Annotated in this window: 21 protein-coding genes and 1 tRNA gene; 12 read left to right on the top strand and 10 right to left on the bottom strand. The window is 55.7% G+C overall.

The genetic code is table 11. From position 1 onward, the window contains the following. Positions 1-19: 19 nt before the first annotated feature. Both metX and metW read left to right on the top strand, forming a co-directional pair. Complete coding sequence (gene metX, locus ACXJ5O_RS05175; RefSeq protein ID WP_457298961.1) at positions 20-1,207, top strand: homoserine O-acetyltransferase MetX; 1,188 nt, start codon at positions 20-22, stop codon at positions 1,205-1,207. Further along, entirely contained in the window at positions 1,204-1,818 is a 615-nt protein-coding gene (gene metW, locus ACXJ5O_RS05170) for a methionine biosynthesis protein MetW (protein ID WP_457298960.1), read from the top strand. The genes metX and metW overlap by 4 nt, the downstream gene beginning before the upstream one ends. A 120-nt stretch (positions 1,819-1,938) precedes the next feature. On the opposite strand, the gene ACXJ5O_RS05165 is transcribed toward metW, so the two are convergent. Further along, on the bottom strand, positions 1,939-2,679 hold the full coding sequence (locus ACXJ5O_RS05165; protein ID WP_457298959.1) for a class I SAM-dependent methyltransferase: 741 nt from the start codon (positions 2,677-2,679) through the stop codon (positions 1,939-1,941). A 104-nt stretch (positions 2,680-2,783) separates the two neighbouring features. On the opposite strand from ACXJ5O_RS05165, the gene gloB reads away from it, so the two are divergent. Both gloB and ACXJ5O_RS05155 read left to right on the top strand, forming a co-directional pair. Next, a complete protein-coding gene (gene gloB / locus ACXJ5O_RS05160) occupies positions 2,784-3,554 on the top strand; it encodes a hydroxyacylglutathione hydrolase (RefSeq protein ID WP_457298958.1) in 771 nt (256 codons plus the stop codon). Continuing rightward, positions 3,554-3,988 (top strand): cupin domain-containing protein, encoded by a 435-nt coding sequence (locus ACXJ5O_RS05155; RefSeq protein ID WP_457298957.1) that lies wholly within the window; start codon positions 3,554-3,556, stop codon positions 3,986-3,988. The genes gloB and ACXJ5O_RS05155 overlap by 1 nt, the downstream gene beginning before the upstream one ends. Here the strand turns inward: ACXJ5O_RS05155 and yddG are convergent. Next, on the bottom strand, positions 3,952-4,845 hold the full coding sequence (yddG, locus tag ACXJ5O_RS05150; protein ID WP_457298956.1) for an aromatic amino acid exporter YddG: 894 nt from the start codon (positions 4,843-4,845) through the stop codon (positions 3,952-3,954). The two genes, ACXJ5O_RS05155 and yddG, sit on opposite strands and share 37 nt — an antisense overlap. 36 nt (positions 4,846-4,881) lie before the next feature. Continuing rightward, positions 4,882-5,697: a DUF3108 domain-containing protein gene (locus ACXJ5O_RS05145; protein ID WP_457298955.1), complete on the bottom strand. Its 816-nt coding sequence runs from the start codon at positions 5,695-5,697 to the stop codon at positions 4,882-4,884. A 264-nt stretch (positions 5,698-5,961) separates the two neighbouring features. Here ACXJ5O_RS05145 and rpmB point away from each other — a divergent pair, with 264 nt between their 5' ends. Continuing rightward, complete coding sequence (rpmB, locus tag ACXJ5O_RS05140; protein ID WP_112523551.1) at positions 5,962-6,261, top strand: 50S ribosomal protein L28; 300 nt, start codon at positions 5,962-5,964, stop codon at positions 6,259-6,261. Between the two features lie 81 nt (positions 6,262-6,342). Beyond that, the gene (locus ACXJ5O_RS05135; protein ID WP_457298954.1) at positions 6,343-6,993 is read left to right on the top strand and encodes a queuosine precursor transporter; all 651 of its coding nucleotides are present in this window, start codon (positions 6,343-6,345) and stop codon (positions 6,991-6,993) included. Here ACXJ5O_RS05135 and ACXJ5O_RS05130 read toward each other — a convergent pair. From ACXJ5O_RS05130 to ACXJ5O_RS05115, 4 genes are all read right to left on the bottom strand, one after another. Next, on the bottom strand, positions 6,966-7,979 hold the full coding sequence (locus ACXJ5O_RS05130) for an esterase-like activity of phytase family protein (RefSeq protein WP_457298953.1): 1,014 nt from the start codon (positions 7,977-7,979) through the stop codon (positions 6,966-6,968). The genes ACXJ5O_RS05135 and ACXJ5O_RS05130 overlap by 28 nt on opposite strands. A gap of 1 nt (position 7,980) precedes the next feature. After that, positions 7,981-9,870, bottom strand: coding sequence for a cobaltochelatase subunit CobT (gene cobT / locus ACXJ5O_RS05125; RefSeq protein ID WP_457298952.1), 1,890 nt, complete (start codon positions 9,868-9,870; stop codon positions 7,981-7,983). Between the two features lie 14 nt (positions 9,871-9,884). Next, positions 9,885-10,871 (bottom strand): cobaltochelatase subunit CobS, encoded by a 987-nt coding sequence (cobS, locus tag ACXJ5O_RS05120; protein ID WP_112523562.1) that lies wholly within the window; start codon positions 10,869-10,871, stop codon positions 9,885-9,887. A gap of 86 nt (positions 10,872-10,957) precedes the next feature. Beyond that, positions 10,958-11,611 (bottom strand): J domain-containing protein, encoded by a 654-nt coding sequence (locus ACXJ5O_RS05115; RefSeq protein WP_112523565.1) that lies wholly within the window; start codon positions 11,609-11,611, stop codon positions 10,958-10,960. A 144-nt stretch (positions 11,612-11,755) separates the two neighbouring features. On the opposite strand from ACXJ5O_RS05115, the gene ACXJ5O_RS05110 reads away from it, so the two are divergent. Next, positions 11,756-12,058 (top strand): BolA family protein, encoded by a 303-nt coding sequence (locus ACXJ5O_RS05110; protein ID WP_457298951.1) that lies wholly within the window; start codon positions 11,756-11,758, stop codon positions 12,056-12,058. Positions 12,059-12,066: 8 nt separating this feature from the next. On the opposite strand, the gene ACXJ5O_RS05105 is transcribed toward ACXJ5O_RS05110, so the two are convergent. The 3 genes from ACXJ5O_RS05105 to ACXJ5O_RS05095 are packed head-to-tail and all read right to left on the bottom strand — an operon-like array spanning position 12,067 to position 15,091. Beyond that, positions 12,067-13,350 carry an HlyC/CorC family transporter gene (locus ACXJ5O_RS05105; RefSeq protein ID WP_457298950.1) on the bottom strand — a complete coding sequence of 428 codons (1,284 nt, stop codon included), beginning with the start codon at positions 13,348-13,350 and terminating at the stop codon, positions 12,067-12,069. Then, the gene (gene aroB, locus ACXJ5O_RS05100; protein WP_457298949.1) at positions 13,347-14,471 is read right to left on the bottom strand and encodes a 3-dehydroquinate synthase; all 1,125 of its coding nucleotides are present in this window, start codon (positions 14,469-14,471) and stop codon (positions 13,347-13,349) included. Before aroB ends, ACXJ5O_RS05105 begins: the two co-directional genes overlap by 4 nt. After that, positions 14,468-15,091, bottom strand: coding sequence for a shikimate kinase (locus ACXJ5O_RS05095; RefSeq protein ID WP_457298948.1), 624 nt, complete (start codon positions 15,089-15,091; stop codon positions 14,468-14,470). The genes aroB and ACXJ5O_RS05095 overlap by 4 nt, the downstream gene beginning before the upstream one ends. 142 nt (positions 15,092-15,233) lie before the next feature. On the opposite strand from ACXJ5O_RS05095, the gene ACXJ5O_RS05090 reads away from it, so the two are divergent. The 5 genes from ACXJ5O_RS05090 to ACXJ5O_RS05070 all read left to right on the top strand — a co-directional run bounded on the left by ACXJ5O_RS05090 (position 15,234) and on the right by ACXJ5O_RS05070 (position 18,171). Further along, complete coding sequence (locus ACXJ5O_RS05090) at positions 15,234-15,395, top strand: histidine kinase (RefSeq protein WP_457298947.1); 162 nt, start codon at positions 15,234-15,236, stop codon at positions 15,393-15,395. Positions 15,396-15,399: 4 nt separating this feature from the next. After that, a complete protein-coding gene (xerD, locus tag ACXJ5O_RS05085) occupies positions 15,400-16,326 on the top strand; it encodes a site-specific tyrosine recombinase XerD (protein ID WP_457298946.1) in 927 nt (308 codons plus the stop codon). 41 nt (positions 16,327-16,367) lie between these two features. After that, positions 16,368-16,874, top strand: coding sequence for a hypothetical protein (locus ACXJ5O_RS05080; RefSeq protein ID WP_457298945.1), 507 nt, complete (start codon positions 16,368-16,370; stop codon positions 16,872-16,874). A gap of 140 nt (positions 16,875-17,014) precedes the next feature. Further along, a complete protein-coding gene (locus ACXJ5O_RS05075; protein WP_457298944.1) occupies positions 17,015-17,968 on the top strand; it encodes an acetyl-CoA carboxylase carboxyltransferase subunit alpha in 954 nt (317 codons plus the stop codon). 126 nt (positions 17,969-18,094) lie between these two features. Further along, positions 18,095-18,171: transfer RNA gene (locus ACXJ5O_RS05070), tRNA-Arg, on the top strand. The last annotated feature ends 515 nt before the right edge of the window (positions 18,172-18,686 follow it).

Genomic DNA, 18,686 nt, shown 5'->3' with positions numbered 1-18,686 from the left:
CGCCCTCAATTGCGCAGACATGACGAAAATCAGCCGACCATCCGCTAAAAAAGCTCAGCAAAGTCAGGAAGCGACAAATCCCCACAGTCCGGTGGTGGATTTTGGCGCTGACAAGCCGCTGCATCTCGATAGTGGCGTATCGCTTTCGCCGTTTCGTATCGCCTATCAATCCTATGGCAAACTCAATGCCGACAAGTCCAACGCAATCCTCGTCTGCCACGCGTTGACCGGCGATCAGCATGTCGCCAATGTCCATCCGGTAACCGGCAAGCCCGGCTGGTGGGAGTTGCTCATTGGCCCGGGCAAGCCTATCGATACGGACCGCTATTTCGTGCTCTGTTCCAATGTACTCGGGGGTTGCCTTGGTTCGACAGGTCCGGCCTCGATCAATCCTGAAACCGGTAAAGCCTATGCACTGGACCTCCCGATCATCACGATAGCGGACATGGTGCGTGCCCAAGCGATGCTCATCGAGCACTTGGGCATCAAACAGCTTTTTGCCGTGATCGGTGGATCCATGGGCGGCATGCAGGTGCTGGAATGGGCGTCGAGCCATTCCGACAAGGTATTTGCGGCCGTGGCGATCGCGACCGGTGCGCGCCACTCGTCGCAGAATATCGCCTTCCATGAAGTGGGCCGGCAGGCGGTCATGGCTGATCCCGAATGGAAGGAAGGCCGCTATCTCGAAGCCGGCACTGTTCCGCGCAAGGGTCTTTCGGTCGCCCGCATGGCGGCGCATATCACCTATCTGTCCGAGACCGCCTTGCACAACAAGTTCGGACGCAATCTTCAGGACCGGCAGAAACTGACCTTCGGATTCGACGCGGATTTCCAGATTGAAAGCTATCTGCGCCATCAGGGCACGACGTTCGTCGAGCGCTTCGACCCGAATTCCTATCTCTACATGACCCGCGCAATGGATTATTTCGATCTCGCCGCGGAACATGGCGGCCGCCTTGCCGATGCCTTTGCCGGATCGAAAACCCGGTTCTGCATCGTTTCATTCACCAGCGACTGGCTATTCCCGACCAGCGAAAGCCGGATGGTTGCCCATGCGCTAAATGCAGCGGGCGCGTCGGTGTCCTTCGTCGAGATCGAATCGGATCGGGGCCACGACTCGTTCCTGCTCGACGAGCCCGAGATGTTTTCGACGATCACCGGATTTATCCGGTCGGCTGCCCGCGCCAAGGGGCTTTTGCCGTCATGAGTGTGAATGTTCACCCCCGCGTCGATTTTGCCGTCATCGCTTCGCTGGTCAAACCCGGCTCGCGCGTGCTCGACGTCGGCTGCGGCGATGGCGAACTCCTGGAGCTTTTGCAGAACACCAAGGATGTGGACGGTCGCGGCGTCGAGCTTTCGCAAAAGGGCGTCAACGAATCGGTGGCGCGCGGCCTGTCGGTCATCCAGGGCGATGCCGACAGCGATCTCAAATATTATCCGGATGGCGGTTTCGATTATGTGATCCTGTCGCAAACCTTGCAGGCGACCCGCAACCCGAAGAACGTCCTCACCGAACTTCTGCGTATCGGCGAAAAGGCCATTGTGTCATTCCCCAATTTCGGGCATTGGCGGGTTCGTACCTCGCTCGCAATCAACGGTCGTATGCCGGTCACCAAAGACCTTCCCTATAGCTGGTACGACACCCCGAATATCCACTTCTGCACCATCAATGATTTTGTCGACATGACCAAGGAAGTTGGCGCGGAGGTCGAGTCCGCCGTCACGCTGAATGCCTTGGGAGAGCGGCTCGGATTCAACATGCCATGGGGGTTCTGGAACCTCTTCGGCCAGCAGGCTGTGTTTTTGCTCAAGCGCTAGTGAACCCTGTTTAGGATTTGCGCAAGAATTCTCGAATCGTACACAAGGAGTCGCGATTCCGGTGCAAGAATCATCGATTCCGCCGCAAGAATTTCAATCAATGCGGGTAATTTGATTGTGCTAACGCGAACTGGCGCTTGCAGTGCCTTGCGGTGAGAGCACCGGTACAAACACACGCCGCGACGCACGCTTGGCAACGGGCAGCCCCTGATAGATGCGTTTTTGCGCTTCAACGATCAGCACGCCAGAGAACATCGGCCAAAACCGACGGCCTACCCGCTCAAACAATGAGGAAGGCCGCATCATCGCTTTTCGCGATGACGGCGGGAAGAACAGAGCTTCGCCCCACGGTCCGGGCGTGAAGTTTGCCTCTCTCAGGAGACGCGTCAGCTGACCTCGACTATAGGGCCGGCCGCTGCCGAACGGTGTATGTTCAAACCTTGCCCAAAGCCCTCGCCGGTTCGGAACGACGATGACCAGCCGGCCGTTGGGCGCGAGAACACGCCACATTTCCTTCAGGGTTTCGCGTGGATCTTCCGCATGTTCCAGCGCATGTACCATCAATATTCTGTMCACTGCGGAGTCGGGCAGAGGCAAATCCTCCTCAAATATCAATGCTGTAGCGGATGGCTCGACAGGCGGCCAGCTGGCGGCGCCCTGCCCGGCCGGCATGAAGGCGAACGTGCGTTCCGTATCGCCCCGGAACCGGTCGAGGTAAGGTACGGCGTATCCGAGACCAACCAGCCGCTCTCCTGGCAGCTTCGGCCAGAGCGGCACCAAGGCCATTGTAATATGGCGCTCGGTCAGATGGCCGAGCGTTGAAGCGTAAAATGAGCGAAGATCGATGATGTCGAGATGCATGGCCGCAACGTAACATGGAAGATGAGAACATCAAGAAATGACATGGGTTGCAGGCTTGGCTTAACCGGGATTATCTTGCCCCGCAAAGAATGAAGAGAACGACCATGCCCCAATTGCAGATAGAACAATTCACCGCGCGCAGCGATAATTTCGGCGTGCTGATCCATGATCCTGAAACCGGCCTGACCGCGTCAATCGATGCCCCGGAGGAACAGCCGATTCTTGACGCGCTCAAGCGCCGTGGCTGGAAACTAACCCATATTTTCACCACGCATCACCATACCGATCACGTCGAGGCCAATCTGGCGCTCAAGAAACGATTTGGCGTRGAAATCATTGGTCCGGAGGACGAAAAGGCAAAAATACCGGGTATTGACCGCAGCGTCCGTCACGGTGACCGTTTCAAGTTCGGTAGTTTCGAGGTGGAGGTCATTTCCACGCCGGGGCACACCGCGGGCGAAATCTCCTTTCATATCCCTGCCGCCAAGGTCGCGTTTACTGGCGACACCCTGTTTTCGCTCGGCTGCGGGCGGCTTTTCGAAGGAACGCCCGCGACCATGTTCAGGTCGTTGCAGCGGTTGATCGGACTGCCGGGTGAAACTGAAATCTATTGCGGCCACGAATACAGCGAGAGCAATGCGCGTTTTGCCCTGACCATTGACCCGGAAAACTCGGCGCTCAAGGAGCGTGCCAAGGAAATCAAGACTTTGCGGGAGGCGGATTTGCCGACCCTGCCAACAACGCTCATGCGCGAGATGGCGACCAACCCGTTTCTTCGCTGGCACGATCCCGCGATCCGCAAAAACCTCAAAATGGAGAGCGCGACCGATGAAGCGGTTTTCGCTGAAATCCGCAAGCGCAAGGACAACTTTTGATGGTGTTGACAGCAGACGAGATTCGCGAGCACCTCGGGCTTCAACCGCATCCGGAAGGCGGCTCCTATGTCCAGACTTTTCGCGACAACCAGGGGGAATGGCCAGAAGGCGGGCGCGGGCACTCGACGGCCATCTACTTCCTGCTCGAGGAAGGCCAAATTTCGGCCTGGCACCGCGTCAAGGATGCTGCCGAAGTCTGGCACTGGTATGGTGGCGCACCACTGCTTTTGACCGTCGCGACAGAGGGCTCACCGCACGAAGCCCATACGCTTGGACTTGATCTAGCAAATGGGCAGCGCCCGCAAGCCATTGTTCCGGCAGGACAATGGCAAATGGCCAAGAGCCTCGGCGCGTGGACACTTGTCGGGTGCACGGTAGCACCAGGATTTGATTTCGCTCAGTTCGAAATGGCGGAACCTGGTTGGGAGCCCTGACGGCGTCTAAAGAGCATGTCCTTTGCTGCGATAACGGCGCCCAGCGTGATCAAGAGGCATGCGAGCATCACGCGCCCCATTGGCTCCGTCACCCCCGCGATGATCAGCACAAGCGTTGAAAGCAGCGGTGCGGCATAGCTCGACGCACCGAGCACCTGGATATTCCCATGCTTTACGCCATAGTCCCAGACATAGAACGCCGCACCAACCGGAAATAGCCCAAGCCCAAGGACAGCTAGCCACTGGGTCATTCCATCCGGCCAGACTGTCTGCTCGAGCAGCAGGTGAGAAAGCAGCGAGAGGATCGACGTTGCGATGCAGAACCCCGTCACAGCATCCGTTGGCACGTTGGAAAAGCGTCGCGACAACAGCGAATAGGCGGCCCACGTCAGTGCGCAGAGACCCGCCATGGCATAGCCGAAGCCAAATTGCGGATCGAAGCCGAGGCCGCCACCTTTGGTTATGATCAGCACTGTTCCGGCCAAACCGAGCAGCGTGCCTAGAATGTGAAACCAGCGAAGGCGCTCACCAGGCATCAGGGCGGACCCGACAACGATGAAAAGCGGCCAGAGATAGGCGATAAGGCTGGCGTCGACAGCTGGAGCGTTGCGTAGTGCCGTAAAATAGAGGAAGTGATAGCCAAAGAGTCCGACAACGCCGAGCAGCCAGACCTTTGCGGGCTGGCGCAGATGCCGTGCAGCACCTGGCCGCCACAGCCAAGAGATCAACCCAAGGCTCGCACCGATAGCGAACGTCATCGCGGTCAACTGAAATGGCGGAACCTTACCCGACACATCAGTGAAAAGCGCGAGCATCGCCCACATGATGATCGCGAGGAAACCAACAAATGTAGCCAAAAAGCACCCCGGATTCGAAGACGGCCCCTGCCGCGTCTATTGCGTCTTTTCGAAACGGGTTGCGTAAACAGTCACCGTGCCGATCTGCGTGCCGATCTTTGCCTGCACCGGTGAATAAATAGCGGACTTGCCGAGTGATGCAAAGGTGAGACTGATCTTGCTCGAGTTCTTCAGATATTCGATAGCCTTTCGCCCTGATTGATAGCCGGCGATCGGAACGAATTTGGCCAAACAGGTAATGGCATCGCCCTTGAAACCCTCGGTCGCAAAGGGCTGCGCACTGCCCGATGGAGAAAGTTTCAAGTCCACGCGTGTCTGGCCATCATAGAGATGCAAGGTCTGCTTGCAGACCTGATCAAGGCTGGTCGCTGCCACCATCACGCCGGAAATCGGATCGGCAACCGACTGGAGGTCGGCAGGTTTCAGATCCACCCAGTTCTTCTTCCTGTTGATCGGCGGATCATTGGTGGTATTCGTTACATTGCCGTTGGTAAAGGCGATCGATGTGCTCTTGTTTCGGTTACCATGCCGGTATTTGACAACATAGGAATTCGGTACCGGCCCGCTCTCGGCCAACTGACCGGTAACGTCCAGCTTGCCATTGGTGTCATCGAACAGGCTACCCAGCCCCGAGCTGGCAAGAGACCCGACAACTTTGTAAGCGCGATCATCTGTGACGCTGGTTGAAAAACTTGCCTTGGCTATCGATAATCCGAAGAGTGAAACGCGGTAATCTGTCTGATACGACTGGGCACCGTGCGCCGGATGCGCGCCCATCAGCGCTAGTGCAGCGAGCGGCACCAGCATTCGCGTTCGGCTGGCATATTGCCTATGGGCATTCATTCTTGTCATTCTTGTCCAAAGCATCCCTGCAGTGATTGTTCGAGCGTACAAAGCGGGCAAAGTTGTGATATACATCAAGAAGCTGGCCAGTATTATATAAAAGCAGCGCCAAACATGGCATAAGTGCACTTGACGCGCGCGGCCCATATCACTATAGAAACGCGACTTCCCAATAGGCCGCCCATCCGATAAGCGAGCCGCTGCACGGCAACGTGCGATGGTAGCAGGAAATATTCGGACAAAGGCGAATGAAAAATTTGAAGGTGAGACCAGATGTCCCGCACATGTGAATTGACCGCTAAGTCGGTACAGTATGGTAACAATGTGAGCCACGCGAACAACAGAACGCGCCGCCGCTTCTTGCCGAATCTTTGCCATGTAACGCTGATCTCCGAAGCTCTCGGTCAGAGCTATCGCCTGCGCGTTTCGGCCCATGCCCTGCGCAGCGTCGAGCATCGCGGTGGTCTGGATGCATTCCTGGTCAAGGCTGACGAGAAGGAGCTGTCGCAACGTGCTCGTCTCCTGAAGCGTCAGATTGCCAAGAAGCTTCTTGAAGCTCCGGTCGCTGCTTAATTAGCATCGCTTCCATTTTTCTAGTCGTCGAGGCCAGCAAATGCTGGCCTTATTGCTGGTTCCATTACCCAGGATAAAAAAATGCCGCTGCAACGCGCCTATACCCTTTCGGACTTTATTCTCCCCGTTTTAGCTATGTGCGCGGTCGTTGCCGCGTCCAATATCCTTGTTCAGTATCCTTTTGATCATTTTGGATTGGGAGAAATCCTGACCTATGGCGCCTTTACCTACCCGATAGCCTTTCTGGTCAACGATCTTGCAAATCGCACATTCGGCCCGGCCTTTGCCCGGAAGGTCGTCTATGTGGGGTTTGCGATTGCCGTCGTCCTTTCGGTCTGGCTGGCAACGCCGCGCATCGCTATCGCATCCGGCACGGCATTCCTGACAGCCCAGCTTCTGGACATCACCGTATTCAACAGATTGCGGCAGCTGACGTGGTGGAAGGCGCCTTTTGCCTCTGCCATCTTCGGTTCGCTGTTAGACACATTGCTGTTCTTCTCGATCGCCTTTGCTGCCAACTTTGCCTGGATCGACGCCGCGACAGGCCACGCCGATTCGTCACTTGCCATGCTGGTGCCCTTCCTTGGAAGGGAAATCCCATTGTGGATGTCGTTGGGTTTTGGCGATCTGATGGTCAAAATGTTCATGGCTGTCGTGATGCTGGTGCCTTACGGAGCGATCCTTGCAATCTTCGCCCCCGCTATCTATTCGGCAAACCGGAATTCCAGATAAAGATTCCGTTGCAGGATGGAATGATTGTCATCTGAGACAAGTGATAGGCGGGTAGAACCGTTTGCGGTCTGCCAGACGTCCAGCCCTTCCATATTGTCGATCTGGTAACGCATATCCGCCTGCAGAATGAATTCTCCGTCGACCGTGGCACCGGGTTTGATGCTTGCCGCGGGTATCCTTCGTATCCTAAGTACCACGCCGCTGGCCATGCTGAAGCGGCGCTCGAGCAGCAACAAGTCACCATCGGGCAGGAAATCGCCATCGCTGACGTCGAAATCATCGCGGCGTTTGACAAAGAAAATGCCTTTTTGCGGCCCTTCGAGCACTGCAGCGAACATATCGCCAGCCTTGTTGATGCTTTTTTCAGTTACTGCAATACGCGCCCCGTGCAATGGGCCGGAGGCCAGCGAATAGGCTATCGTCTCTATGCCGCGGTTGTTGCGCATTTCGTCGCTCGGTATCGGCAGAGGAACATTCTTTGGCGTCGAGGCAAAGTTTTCAAGGTCCAGCGCATATTCCGCAATCCGGTGGATGCGCTCGAACGAAACAGTGACAGTATCGCCGTAAACGCTCATGCCTTCGGCATCGGAGTTCCATTTGCCCTCGACGGGAACACCCTCCTCGCTCTGAATCGGTGCCAAGCGAAAATTGCCGATCGATGCGGGTCTGCCCTCCTCATCGCGCTGCATCGTACCCGCATACCAGAAGCCGGTATCGGTGATGCCGATAAACTTCTTTCCTGAATCCAGATAACGAAACGCGGAAAGGCCGCCAAAGTCGGAACTCGCAGAGGTCATTTCCAGACCGCCAACAAATTCAAGCTCTCCGAATCGCCTCTCGGACGAGCCGATGCGAAAATTGGAGATGACGCGGGATTTGATGACAGCAGGGGAAACGACCGCGTTTTCCTCCGCTGAAACCGGCATTGCAACAAGGAACACGAGGCAAAGCGATGCGCGCCGAAAAGCCAGCGCAGTTCGGTTCATGTTATCGCCGCACTGACTTTTTTGTGCTCTGTCGTTCCGGCTCTTCAAACAGTGAAGCCAGCTGCTCCGTCATGGCACCGGCCAGTTCCTCCGCATCGACGATAGTCACAGCGCGGCGATAGTATCGGGTCACATCATGACCGATACCAATAGCGATCAGCTCAACCGGCGAACGTGTTTCGATCTCCTCGATCACAGCGCGCAAGTGCCGCTCAAGATAGTTGCCCGGATTGACCGAAAGGGTAGAATCATCAACCGGAGCCCCATCCGAGATCATCATCAGGATGCGGCGCTGCTCAGGACGGCCCAGCAAGCGTTGGTGCGCCCATATCAGGGCCTCGCCGTCGATGTTCTCCTTCAGGAGCCCTTCACGCATCATCAATCCCAGATTGCGCCGTGAGCGCCGCCATGGAGCGTCAGCGCGCTTATAGACGATGTGGCGCAGATCGTTCAGACGTCCAGGATTGGCGGGTTTGCCGCGCTCGAGCCAGGCTTCACGCGCCTGACCGCCTTTCCAGGCCTTGGTCGTAAACCCGAGGATTTCCACCTTCACGCCGCAGCGCTCCAGCGTCCTTGCCAGAATGTCCGCGCACGTAGCGGCAACAGTTATAGGCCGCCCGCGCATGGAACCGGAATTGTCGATGAGCAACGTCACGATCGTATCGCGGAAATCCGTATCGCGTTCCTGCTTATAGGAAAGTGGTTGCGTTGGATCGATTACGATACGCACAAGGCGCGCGCTGTCGAGGTAACCCTCCTCCAGATCGAAGTCCCATGAGCGGTTTTGTTGCGCCATCAGACGGCGTTGCAACTTGTTTGCCAAGCGTCCAACGACAGCAGAGAGATTGGCGAGTTGCTTGTCGAGGAAGGCCCGCAGACGCTCCAGCTCGGCCTCGTCGCAAAGCTCTTCCGCATCGGTCGTTTCGTCGAATTCCTGCGTGAAAATCTTGTAGCCGCTCTCACTTCCGAGGTTGGAGAACGGCCGGTTGGGACGCCGCGCCTCACCCGGGATCTCGGCATCCGCGTCCGAATCCTCGTCCATATCGTCAGACGAAGCGTCGGCGGCTTCGGCCTCGCCGGACTGGCTGTCGTCGCTGGATGTATCGGAATCGTCATTCTCGGACGAATCGCTGCCTTCGTTCTCGTCCGAACCGCCTTCGTTGTTTTCTTCCGGTTCTGGCGAGTCCTCTTTTTTCTCCTGGCTGTCGTCCTCCTGACTCTCCTGCGCCAGCTCTTCCGCCATCTCCATGGAAGCGAGCATCTCGCGTACAACGCGAGCGAAAGCATTCTGATCGTTGATCTTGGCGCCAAGATGATCGAGGTCCGCCGCGGCCTTCTCCTCAATCCAGTCACGCCACAGGTCAAGCACGTTGCCAGCCGATTCCGGTGCTTTGCGACCAGTAAGCTTTTCACGGACCAAAAGCGCCACGGCTTCTTCCAGCGGCGCCTCGGCTTTATCTGTTATTGCAGGAAAATTGGCCCGGGCATATTTGTCCGAGAGCATGGAAGTCAGATTCTCGGCGACACCGTCCATACGCAGCGCGCCGATGGCCTCGACACGCGCCTGTTCGACCGCGTCGAAGATCGCCCTCGCCTGCTTGCCTTCGGGCGCCAGCGTCGCGTGAATGCGGTCATTGTGACAGGCTTTGCGCAGTGCCATCGAGTCGCCAAGGCCGCGTGTGACGGCAACATCATTGGCAGTTGGACGCTTGGGCAGATCGGGAAGCCTGGCCCGATGACCAGTCAGCGCCGGCTTGTCATTACCGAATCCAACTTCCATTTCATGGTCGCCGGCAATCGCACGCATGCATCCCGTAAGCGCGCGCTTGAAAGGCTCGGAATCAACCGGACCTTTCGGATTCGCACGTGAATTGTCTCCGGGACCAGCCATCTTTATCGTGACGCTCAGCCAATGACCACATTGGCGGTCGATTCAGGCAGTTCCTTGCCAAATGCCCGCTGATAGAACTCGGCAACCAGTGGACGTTCGAGTTCGTCGCACTTGTTGAGGAAGGTCAGACGGAAAGCAAAACCCACATCCTTGAAGATATCGGCATTTTCCGCCCATGTGATCACGGTACGTGGGCTCATGACAGTCGAGAGGTCGCCATTGATGAACGCTGCGCGCGTCATATCAGCAACGCGCACCATCTTGGAGACGATCTCCTTGCCTTCCTTGTTCTGATAGTGCTTGGCCTTGGCGGCAACGATAGCCGCCTCATTGTCGTGCGGCAGATAGTTGAGGGTTGTCACAATGGACCAGCGGTCCATCTGCGCCTGATTGATCTGCTGCGTGCCATGATAAAGACCCGTCGTATCACCAAGGCCAACCGTATTGGCGGTGGCAAACAGACGAAAGGCGGGATGCGGGCGGATAACGCGACTTTGATCGAGCAGCGTCAGACGACCCGACGATTCGAGCACGCGCTGGATGACGAACATGACGTCCGGACGTCCCGCATCGTACTCGTCGAATACAAGCGCGACATTGTGCTGATAGGCCCAAGGCAGAATGCCGTCGCGGAATTCCGTGATCTGCATACCTTCCTTGACGACGATCGCATCCTTGCCAACAAGGTCGATACGGCTGACGTGGCTGTCCAGATTGACACGCACGCATGGCCAGTTCAGCCGTGCGGCGACCTGCTCGATATGGGTCGATTTGCCCGTACCGTGATAGCCGGAGACCATGACACGGCGGTTGAAGGCAAAACCCGCGAGAATGGCCAGCGTGGTCTGTTTGTCGAAGAGATAGTCCGTGTCGATTTCCGGCACATAAGCGTCACCCGCCTTATAGGCAGGAACCATCATATCGGTTTCAAAACCAAACAATTTTGCAGCAGAAACCGTTGTATCCGGCAAATTCGCAATATCGCGATCAACCTTATTCATCATGCCTCCAGCGCGACTGCACGCGCAGACGCATAAAGATAGTTTGGAACCTCGCTGTGAGGTTCCGAATTCGGCTCAATCGTGGGTTAGCAGAAACCAGCCGCTTTGAGCAATTGATAGGCCTGGATTACGTCACGGAAACGATCCTCGGAAGCCCTGTCACCGCCATTAGCATCGGGGTGATGGATCTTCACAAGCTCTTTATAGCGCGACTTTATGTCTTCGCCAGTGGCTTTTGCGCCAAGCCCGAGCGTATCCAGTGCTTTCGACTCCAATGGCTTGAGCTTGCGGATATGGACCCGCGCCTCATTGAAAACGCTGTTGGGGTCCCGGAATCTGTTCTGATATGCCGCGCGACCCGAACGCAACTTCGAAAAATCCGGTGACGTCTTGGCGCTGGCGCTCGCTTGAGCACGCGTACTGGCGCTTGCGCCGGCTCCGCTTCCAGGTAACCCCGCAACGGTCCAGGTCGGGCGGTCGCCCGTCAAAGCTTCCTTCTGGTATCTGGCTACCTCGGCATCCGAAAGGCCAGAGAAATAATTATAACCCTTGTTGTACTCACGCACATGATCGATGCAGAAATGGAAGAACTCGCCTTCCTTCTCACGCCCCACCGGAGCGCGATGTGGTCCAGGCTTGTCGCAACCATCCCATTGGCAGACGGGGGTGCGCGATTTCTCCTCGTCCACCTTTTTCGGGCGGATGCGGATGCTGTCAAAATATTTCGAACTTGAGGTCATCGAATCAGAATCATCAACGGATCGGTTGGCGGAACAAGAATTGACATTTACCCATGGATAGACCTAACGCCTGAAATGGCGGTAAATTTGTGATCATGAATGGATTTGCCAAGTGAAACTACCATATGGGCGCAGGAGAACGAAATGTCCACTCAGTCAGTGATCGAAAACAAACTGATGCAGGCTTTTCATCCTGTTTCGTTGGCAGTGATCAATGAAAGCCATCTGCACGCCGGCCACCATCATTCTGACAGCGAGCATCATGGCACATTTGACGGTTCAGGCGAAACGCATTTTCGTGTGCGGATTGTCGCGGAGGCATTCGCCGGCATGTCGCGCGTTGCGCGTCATCGCGCCATCAACGAAGTGCTACAGGACGAACTCAATAGCAGCGTCCACGCTCTGGCACTTGAGCCTGCTGCTCCTGGTGAGTCAACACGCGCCTAAAGCTCAGCTCAACCCAGCTTGTCGTCATCCTCGATTGGTCGAATACGCAGTCGCGTGATGCGGTTCTTTTCCCGCTTGAGGATGGTGAAACGCTTGCCGTGGAAGGTGAAGGCTTGTTTTTCCTTCGGAATGCTCTGTGTTTCGTGGATTACGAGACCGGCAATGGTCGTCGCTTCGGCGTCGGGCAAATGCCAATCCAAGGCCCGATTGAGATCGCGTATGGGGACTGAACCGTCAACCAGCACTGAACCGTCCGGTTGAGGACGGCAACCCTGCACATCGATGTCATGCTCATCGGCGATATCGCCAACAATCTCTTCGAGAATGTCTTCAAGAGTGATCAATCCTTGCACGTCGCCATATTCATCGACCACGATGGCGATATGGGCTTTGCGTCTCAGAAAGGCATTAAGCTGATCCTGAAGGCTTGTCGTATCCGGAACGAACCATGGCTTCGTCGCCACCTTCATGATGTTGATCTTGGAAAAGTCCCGATTGGCGTCGCGGATCGCCCGCACCAGATCCTTGGCATGAACAACGCCGACAATATTGTCGTTCGCGACCTTCCAGACAGGAATCCGGGTATGATGGCTCGCCAGGATTTCTGTAATGATGGTTTCGATGGGATCGTCTGCGTTGACCGAATCCATATCGGTCCGGTGGATCATAACGTCGTAGACTTCGAGTTCACGCAGGTCGAGAAGACCGCCGATCTGGTCCCGATCACCTTTAACGACAGAGCCTTCCTTGTGTAATAGATCGACAGTGCCACGCAGTTCTTCCTGAGCTGACAACATTGACGTGCCTGCCGCAAGATTAATGCCGAACACCGCAAGAATCTGGCGAACAATCCAATTAATGAGATCAGAAAGCGGGCCAAAAAGAAAGACGACTATCTGGGCGAACCGGACAAGGGCGAGCGAATTTCTGTCGGGACTCGAAATAGCCCAGGACTTGGGCAACACCTCCGCGAAGATGACTAGCAACACTGTCATTATCGCAGTGGCGTAGGCAACCCCAGCTTGGCCAAACAATGTTAGCAGCATACTCGTCGTCAACGATGAGGCTAGAATATTGATGAGGTTGTTGCCGATGAGCATGACACCAATAAGCCGGTCCCGCTTTTCTATCAGATTTTCCACTACGGCCGCGCGTTCGTCGCCTCGGTTGGACAGGCGATGCATACGTGCACGAGATACGGCTGTCAGAGCGGTCTCAGACCCTGAAAACAAGGCAGACATCAGGATCAAAAGGAATATGATTCCGCAGAAGATCCAGATTTCCAGGGTCATGTCGGATGTTTCTCCTGCAAAAAGCTTAGCACGGCCGATGGCGGCACGTCTTTTGCGATAAACGATTGGCCAATGCCGCGAGTCAAAATGAATGTGAGCGCCCCGCGCGCTACTTTTTTATCTTGGGCAATATAGTCCATCAGTTTTTCCGCGGAGGGTAGTTCCCCGGGGATATCGTCTATGGAAACCGGGAGCCCGACGTGGCGCAGATGCGTTTCGACACGAACAGCATCGTCCGGGCTCGCCAGATTCATCTTTGCTGAAAACTGGTGGGCGAGAACCATCCCGATGGAGACCCCTTCACCATGCACCAACCGCCCGGAATCGTAATTCGTCGCGGTTTCCAATGCATGGCCAAACGTATGGCCAAGATTGAGCAGCGCGCGATCCCCTGTTTCGCGTTCATCTCTGGCGACTACATCGGCTTTGGATTGGCATGATATGGCAATGGCCTCAGTGCGTTCGGGTCCGCCAGCGAAAATCCCGCGCCAATTCTTTTCCAGCCAGGCAAAAAAATCCGGCCGGTCGATCAGCCCATATTTTGCAACTTCAGCGTAGCCGGCACGGAACTCGCGCGGAGCTAATGTGTCGAGCACATCCGTATCGGCCAGAACGAGTTGTGGCTGATAAAAGACACCAACGAGGTTCTTGCCGTGCGCAGTGTTGATACCCGTCTTGCCGCCAACGGACGAATCGACCTGCGCCAACAACGATGTGGGTATCTGGATGAATCCCATACCGCGACGGGCAATGCCTGCCGCAAAACCGGCAAGGTCGCCAATGACACCGCCGCCGAAAGCAACCACGATATCGCCGCGCTCAAGACGCGCGGAAAGAATTGCATTGGTTACGGTTTCGAGTGTTGCAAAACCTTTGGATTTCTCCCCGGGTGCGACCAAGATGGGTGTAGAATCTATACCGGCAGCTGTCAGGCTTCGCGTGAGCCTATCGAGATGCAGACCTGCAACAGTCTTGTCGCTGACAATGGCGACACGCACCGATTTTGCCCGCTTTGCAATTTCATATCCTGCCCGGTCGATCAATCCGGCCCCGATGAGAATATCGTAAGAACGATCCCCGAGCTTCACGGGTACAGTGGTAGTGGTAACCGCGTCGGTCATGAACCGGTTTCCTCATTGGTGCGAGATGCAATACCGTCAAGATGGCCAGCAATTGCCTGCATTGCTTCGAAGGCAATGATTTCTTTCTTCTCCTCGCGGGAGTTCACCACCAGATCTGCGACCGAATAAATCGGGTGGCGCTCGGTCATGAGCCGTTCCATCACACCTCGGGGATTATCGTTTTTCAAAAGCGGCCGGTTCTGTTTGCGCGCAACACGCGCCATCAGCACATCAAGTTCGGCTTTCAACCAGAGTGAAATACCTTCCGAAGCGATAGCTTTGCGCGTAAGTTCATTCATATAAGCACCGCCGCCGGTCGCCAGCACGATCGGTCCATTTTCAAGCATGCGCGCAATAACACGCCGCTCAAGGTCCCGAAATTCGGCTTCTCCATAGGCTTCGAAAAGTTCTGGAATAGTCATGGTCGAGACTTTTTCGATCTCGTTGTCGGCATCGAAGAATGGCAGCTCGACCAGTGCCGCCAGTTTTTTGCCGACTGTGGATTTGCCCGCGCCCATTAATCCGATAAGCACGATGGACCTATGTCCGAGGCGCTCTCTGATGGATTTGGCAAGCTCCGCGATCTCGGCTGCCCCAACTATGTCTTCAGTCATATTCATAATTGCGTTTCGACAGGAAAACCGTGCTGTCGTCAAGCAAACTATGGCATTAGAAGACGCAAGCTTCATCAAATCATAAGGGTTTCAGCTGCAGGATTATGGAACCTAGTGCCAAAGCCGACAAAGACGATTCAAACAGAAAATGCCAACGCTTACACGATTGATTTTCAGCCTCGCGATTCTCGCGGGGCTCGTCTATGCCGGCATGGTTGCGCTGGTGACTTTCGTCCATCCCACGCAGACGGAAATGACCATTCGTATTCCCTCTGAAAAACTTAATCCGAAGCCCGATACCCCGAAATAAGCCAATGCGAGCAGCAGCAGCCATAGAGACCTTCCTTGAAATGATGAGCGCCGAACGTGGTGCCGCCCAAAATACTTTGGATTCGTATCGCCGGGATCTGGAAGATGCTGCAGGGTTCAGCGTTGCAACAGGGATCCAGTTGACCTTTGCGGAGCCCGGAACAATACGGTCCTATCTCGACGGCATCGCCGGACGGGGTTACGCAGCCACGTCTCAAGCGCGACGGCTTTCGGCCCTGCGCCAGTTCTTTCGCTTTCTTTATATGGAGAATATTCGCACCGACGATCCGACCAGCACGCTGGACACGCCGAAAAAGGACCGCTCCCTGCCAAAAATCCTGAGCGAGTCGGATGTGGAAAAACTGCTTTCCCGTGCTGAGGAAGAGACCCTCGACGCAAAATCATCTGGTGCCGTTCATCTCCAGGCGCTGCGACTGCATGCGTTGCTCGAAATTCTTTATGCAACGGGCCTGCGTGTCTCTGAACTTGTTGGTCTCCCGGTGACGGTCGCACGCTCCGACAATCGCTTCCTCATGGTTCGCGGCAAAGGTTCGAAAGATCGTGTCGTCCCTTTATCTGGCAAGGCGCGCGAAGCGATGGCAAAGTATTTGGCGGTGCGTGACGTATTGCCCAATCTCTCCGCCAGTGTCTGGTTGTTCCCGGCCATATCCGAAAGCGGCTTTCTCGCACGACAGGTGTTCGCACGGGAACTGAAAGGGCTTGCTGCGCGAGCGGGCCTCAAAACATCGGCGATATCGCCCCATGTTTTGCGTCATGCCTTTGCCAGCCATCTCTTGCAAAACGGCGCGGACCTGCGCGCTGTGCAACAATTGCTCGGCCATTCGGATATTTCGACCACGCAAATTTACACACATGTGATGGAAGAGCGGCTGCATCAGCTTGTCACGGAGCATCACCCTCTGGCAGACTAAATGCTGGCTCACCGATGGAGTGGACCCAGCAAACTGGCGGAATGGCCATGTGGCAGCTGTTGAAGAGATTGTTTTACAGATCAGAGTCATCGTCTGTCGAACCCGACAGCGAAGTGATCCACTTTGACGAAACGGGATTTAGCCGCTCCAGCCATTTGGCCCGCACAATGAATTGGCGGCAAAGCTGGCGCTGGGATGAAATAACAGCGTTTGGATTTGACTTCTCGCCCTCCATGTTTCCTGATCCGTGGTTCGGCGATGTCATGGAAGGCCGCTGGTTCTTTGCTGTAACCAGCGAAAGCGGACCGGAACACATCTATTTTGACCAGACTTGGCTCGACATCGATCACCTGCCACCAGTTCTCCTGCAAAATTTGCCGGCGCTTGATCTAGACGAAGTGCGGCAGGGGCTGATCGCAGCAGCTGGCGGCTTTCACAACTATGCAGGTGAAGGCAGATGGATTGGCTGGCAGCGCAGCAAGACCCCAAAGCGCGCGAGGCGCTCAAACTCCCCCAAGCCGGTGAAACGCAAGAGTCCCGCAAAATAAACCACCATCCCTTTGCCGCAATTCCCTCTATAACGTGCGCGGCCAATGCATGATCTCGGCCTTGCTTCCTTGACATGCGCCTCGGCAACAGCCAGTTAGGTCGTGAAAAATCCACCGTTTTGCAGGCAGACCCCTCGTCCATGTACAACTACCTTGACTTTGAAAAGCCGGTTGCTGATCTCGACGGCAAAATTCTCGAGTTGAAGAAGCTTGCCGAGGAAGGCGACGCTCTCGACACCAACGAAGAGATCATGCGGTTGGAAAAAAGGTCCGCCGAGGCGTTGCGCGATCTTTACCGCAAGCTCACCCCCTGGCAGAAGGCGCAGATTGCGCGTCACCCGGWCCGCCCTCACTGTGTGGACTATATCTCCAAGCTCTTCACCGATTTCACGCCGCTTGCAGGTGACCGCAACTACGCGGATGATGATGCTGTCCAGGCCGGTCTCGCCCGCTTCAATGGTCAAGCCGTCGCCGTTATCGGGCAGGAAAAAGGCAACGACACCAAGACACGCCTCAAACACAATTTCGGCATGGCCATGCCCGAAGGCTATCGCAAGGCCGTGCGCATCATGGATCTGGCTGACCGTTTCAACTTGCCGGTGATTACGCTCGTCGATACAGCGGGTGCCTTTCCGGGGATCGCGGCGGAAGAGCGTGGACAGGCGGAGGCCATTGCCCGTTCGACTGCCGCTTGTCTCAATCTGAAGGTGCCGATCGTCTCAGTAATCATTGGAGAAGGCGGGTCCGGCGGAGCCATAGCGATCGCCACGGCCAACCGCGTCTATATGCTTGAACATTCCATCTACTCGGTGATTTCACCAGAGGGCGCAGCGTCCATTCTCTGGCACGATTCCACCCGGGCTAAAGATGCCGCGACTTCGATGCGTATCACCGCGCAGGATCTTTATGAATTGAAGATCATCGATGGCATCATTCCTGAACCCATGGGCGGCGCGCACCGCGGCAAGGATGCAGCCATTGAGGCGACGGGCAACATTATCAACGTCGCTCTCAAATCCATGGGCAATATGGATCGTGACATGTTGAGACAGGATCGGCGCGATAAATATCTGGCCATCGGCCGTAGTCTTTAGCCTCCAAAGAAACCGCAGCCTGCAACCATCTGAAAATAGTTGAGGTTTTTTCAGCGAAGCTGCTTGCAATTCATAGCTCAACCGATTACCAACCGCGCTGCGCAGACTAACGCGCATTTGTGGCACGCGCCCGTAGCTCAGCTGGATAGAGCACCAGACTACGAATCTGGGGGTCAGAGGTTCGAATCCTTTCGGGCGCGCCATCAACTCACTGAAATCATTGAGCGATTTGAACCAGCGGAAAATCACCGCTGGAACATTTTGCCTTCGAGTTAACCTGTCAGGTAACATTTGACTGTCCGAAGGGCGGGAATCATGAATCCGTGAATCTGAGATTCAACGCAAAGGCGCGCCGTCAACGCGCTCCGTAAACAATCAGCATCCACAGAACAAATGTCGGAAACAGGATGTTGAATGCTCCAAAGGCTATGCCGAACCAATACATTTTCGAATTGTTACCCTGCTGTACTCAGCGCCTTGGCCAAACCAAATTTCTGAATGCCACGCTTTCGTTAACATCGGAACGAAGACGTAGACCGCATACGCGAAGTAGCAGACAATCGCCAAAGCTGGTCACTCCGAGCCGCCTTGCCGCGGTCATAACGTCTTCGGGACGATGTGTTCTGTCGGGAATACCAAAACGGGCGGGTTCCCATGATACTCAGCAGCACTCCCGTGCGTGCTGGCCTCAACGCGTATTGGTGCCTAAACCGTTGCC

The sequence above is a fragment of the Phyllobacterium sp. P5_D12 genome, from assembly GCF_054049495.1.
This window is presented reverse-complemented; position numbering and strand designations above follow the sequence as displayed.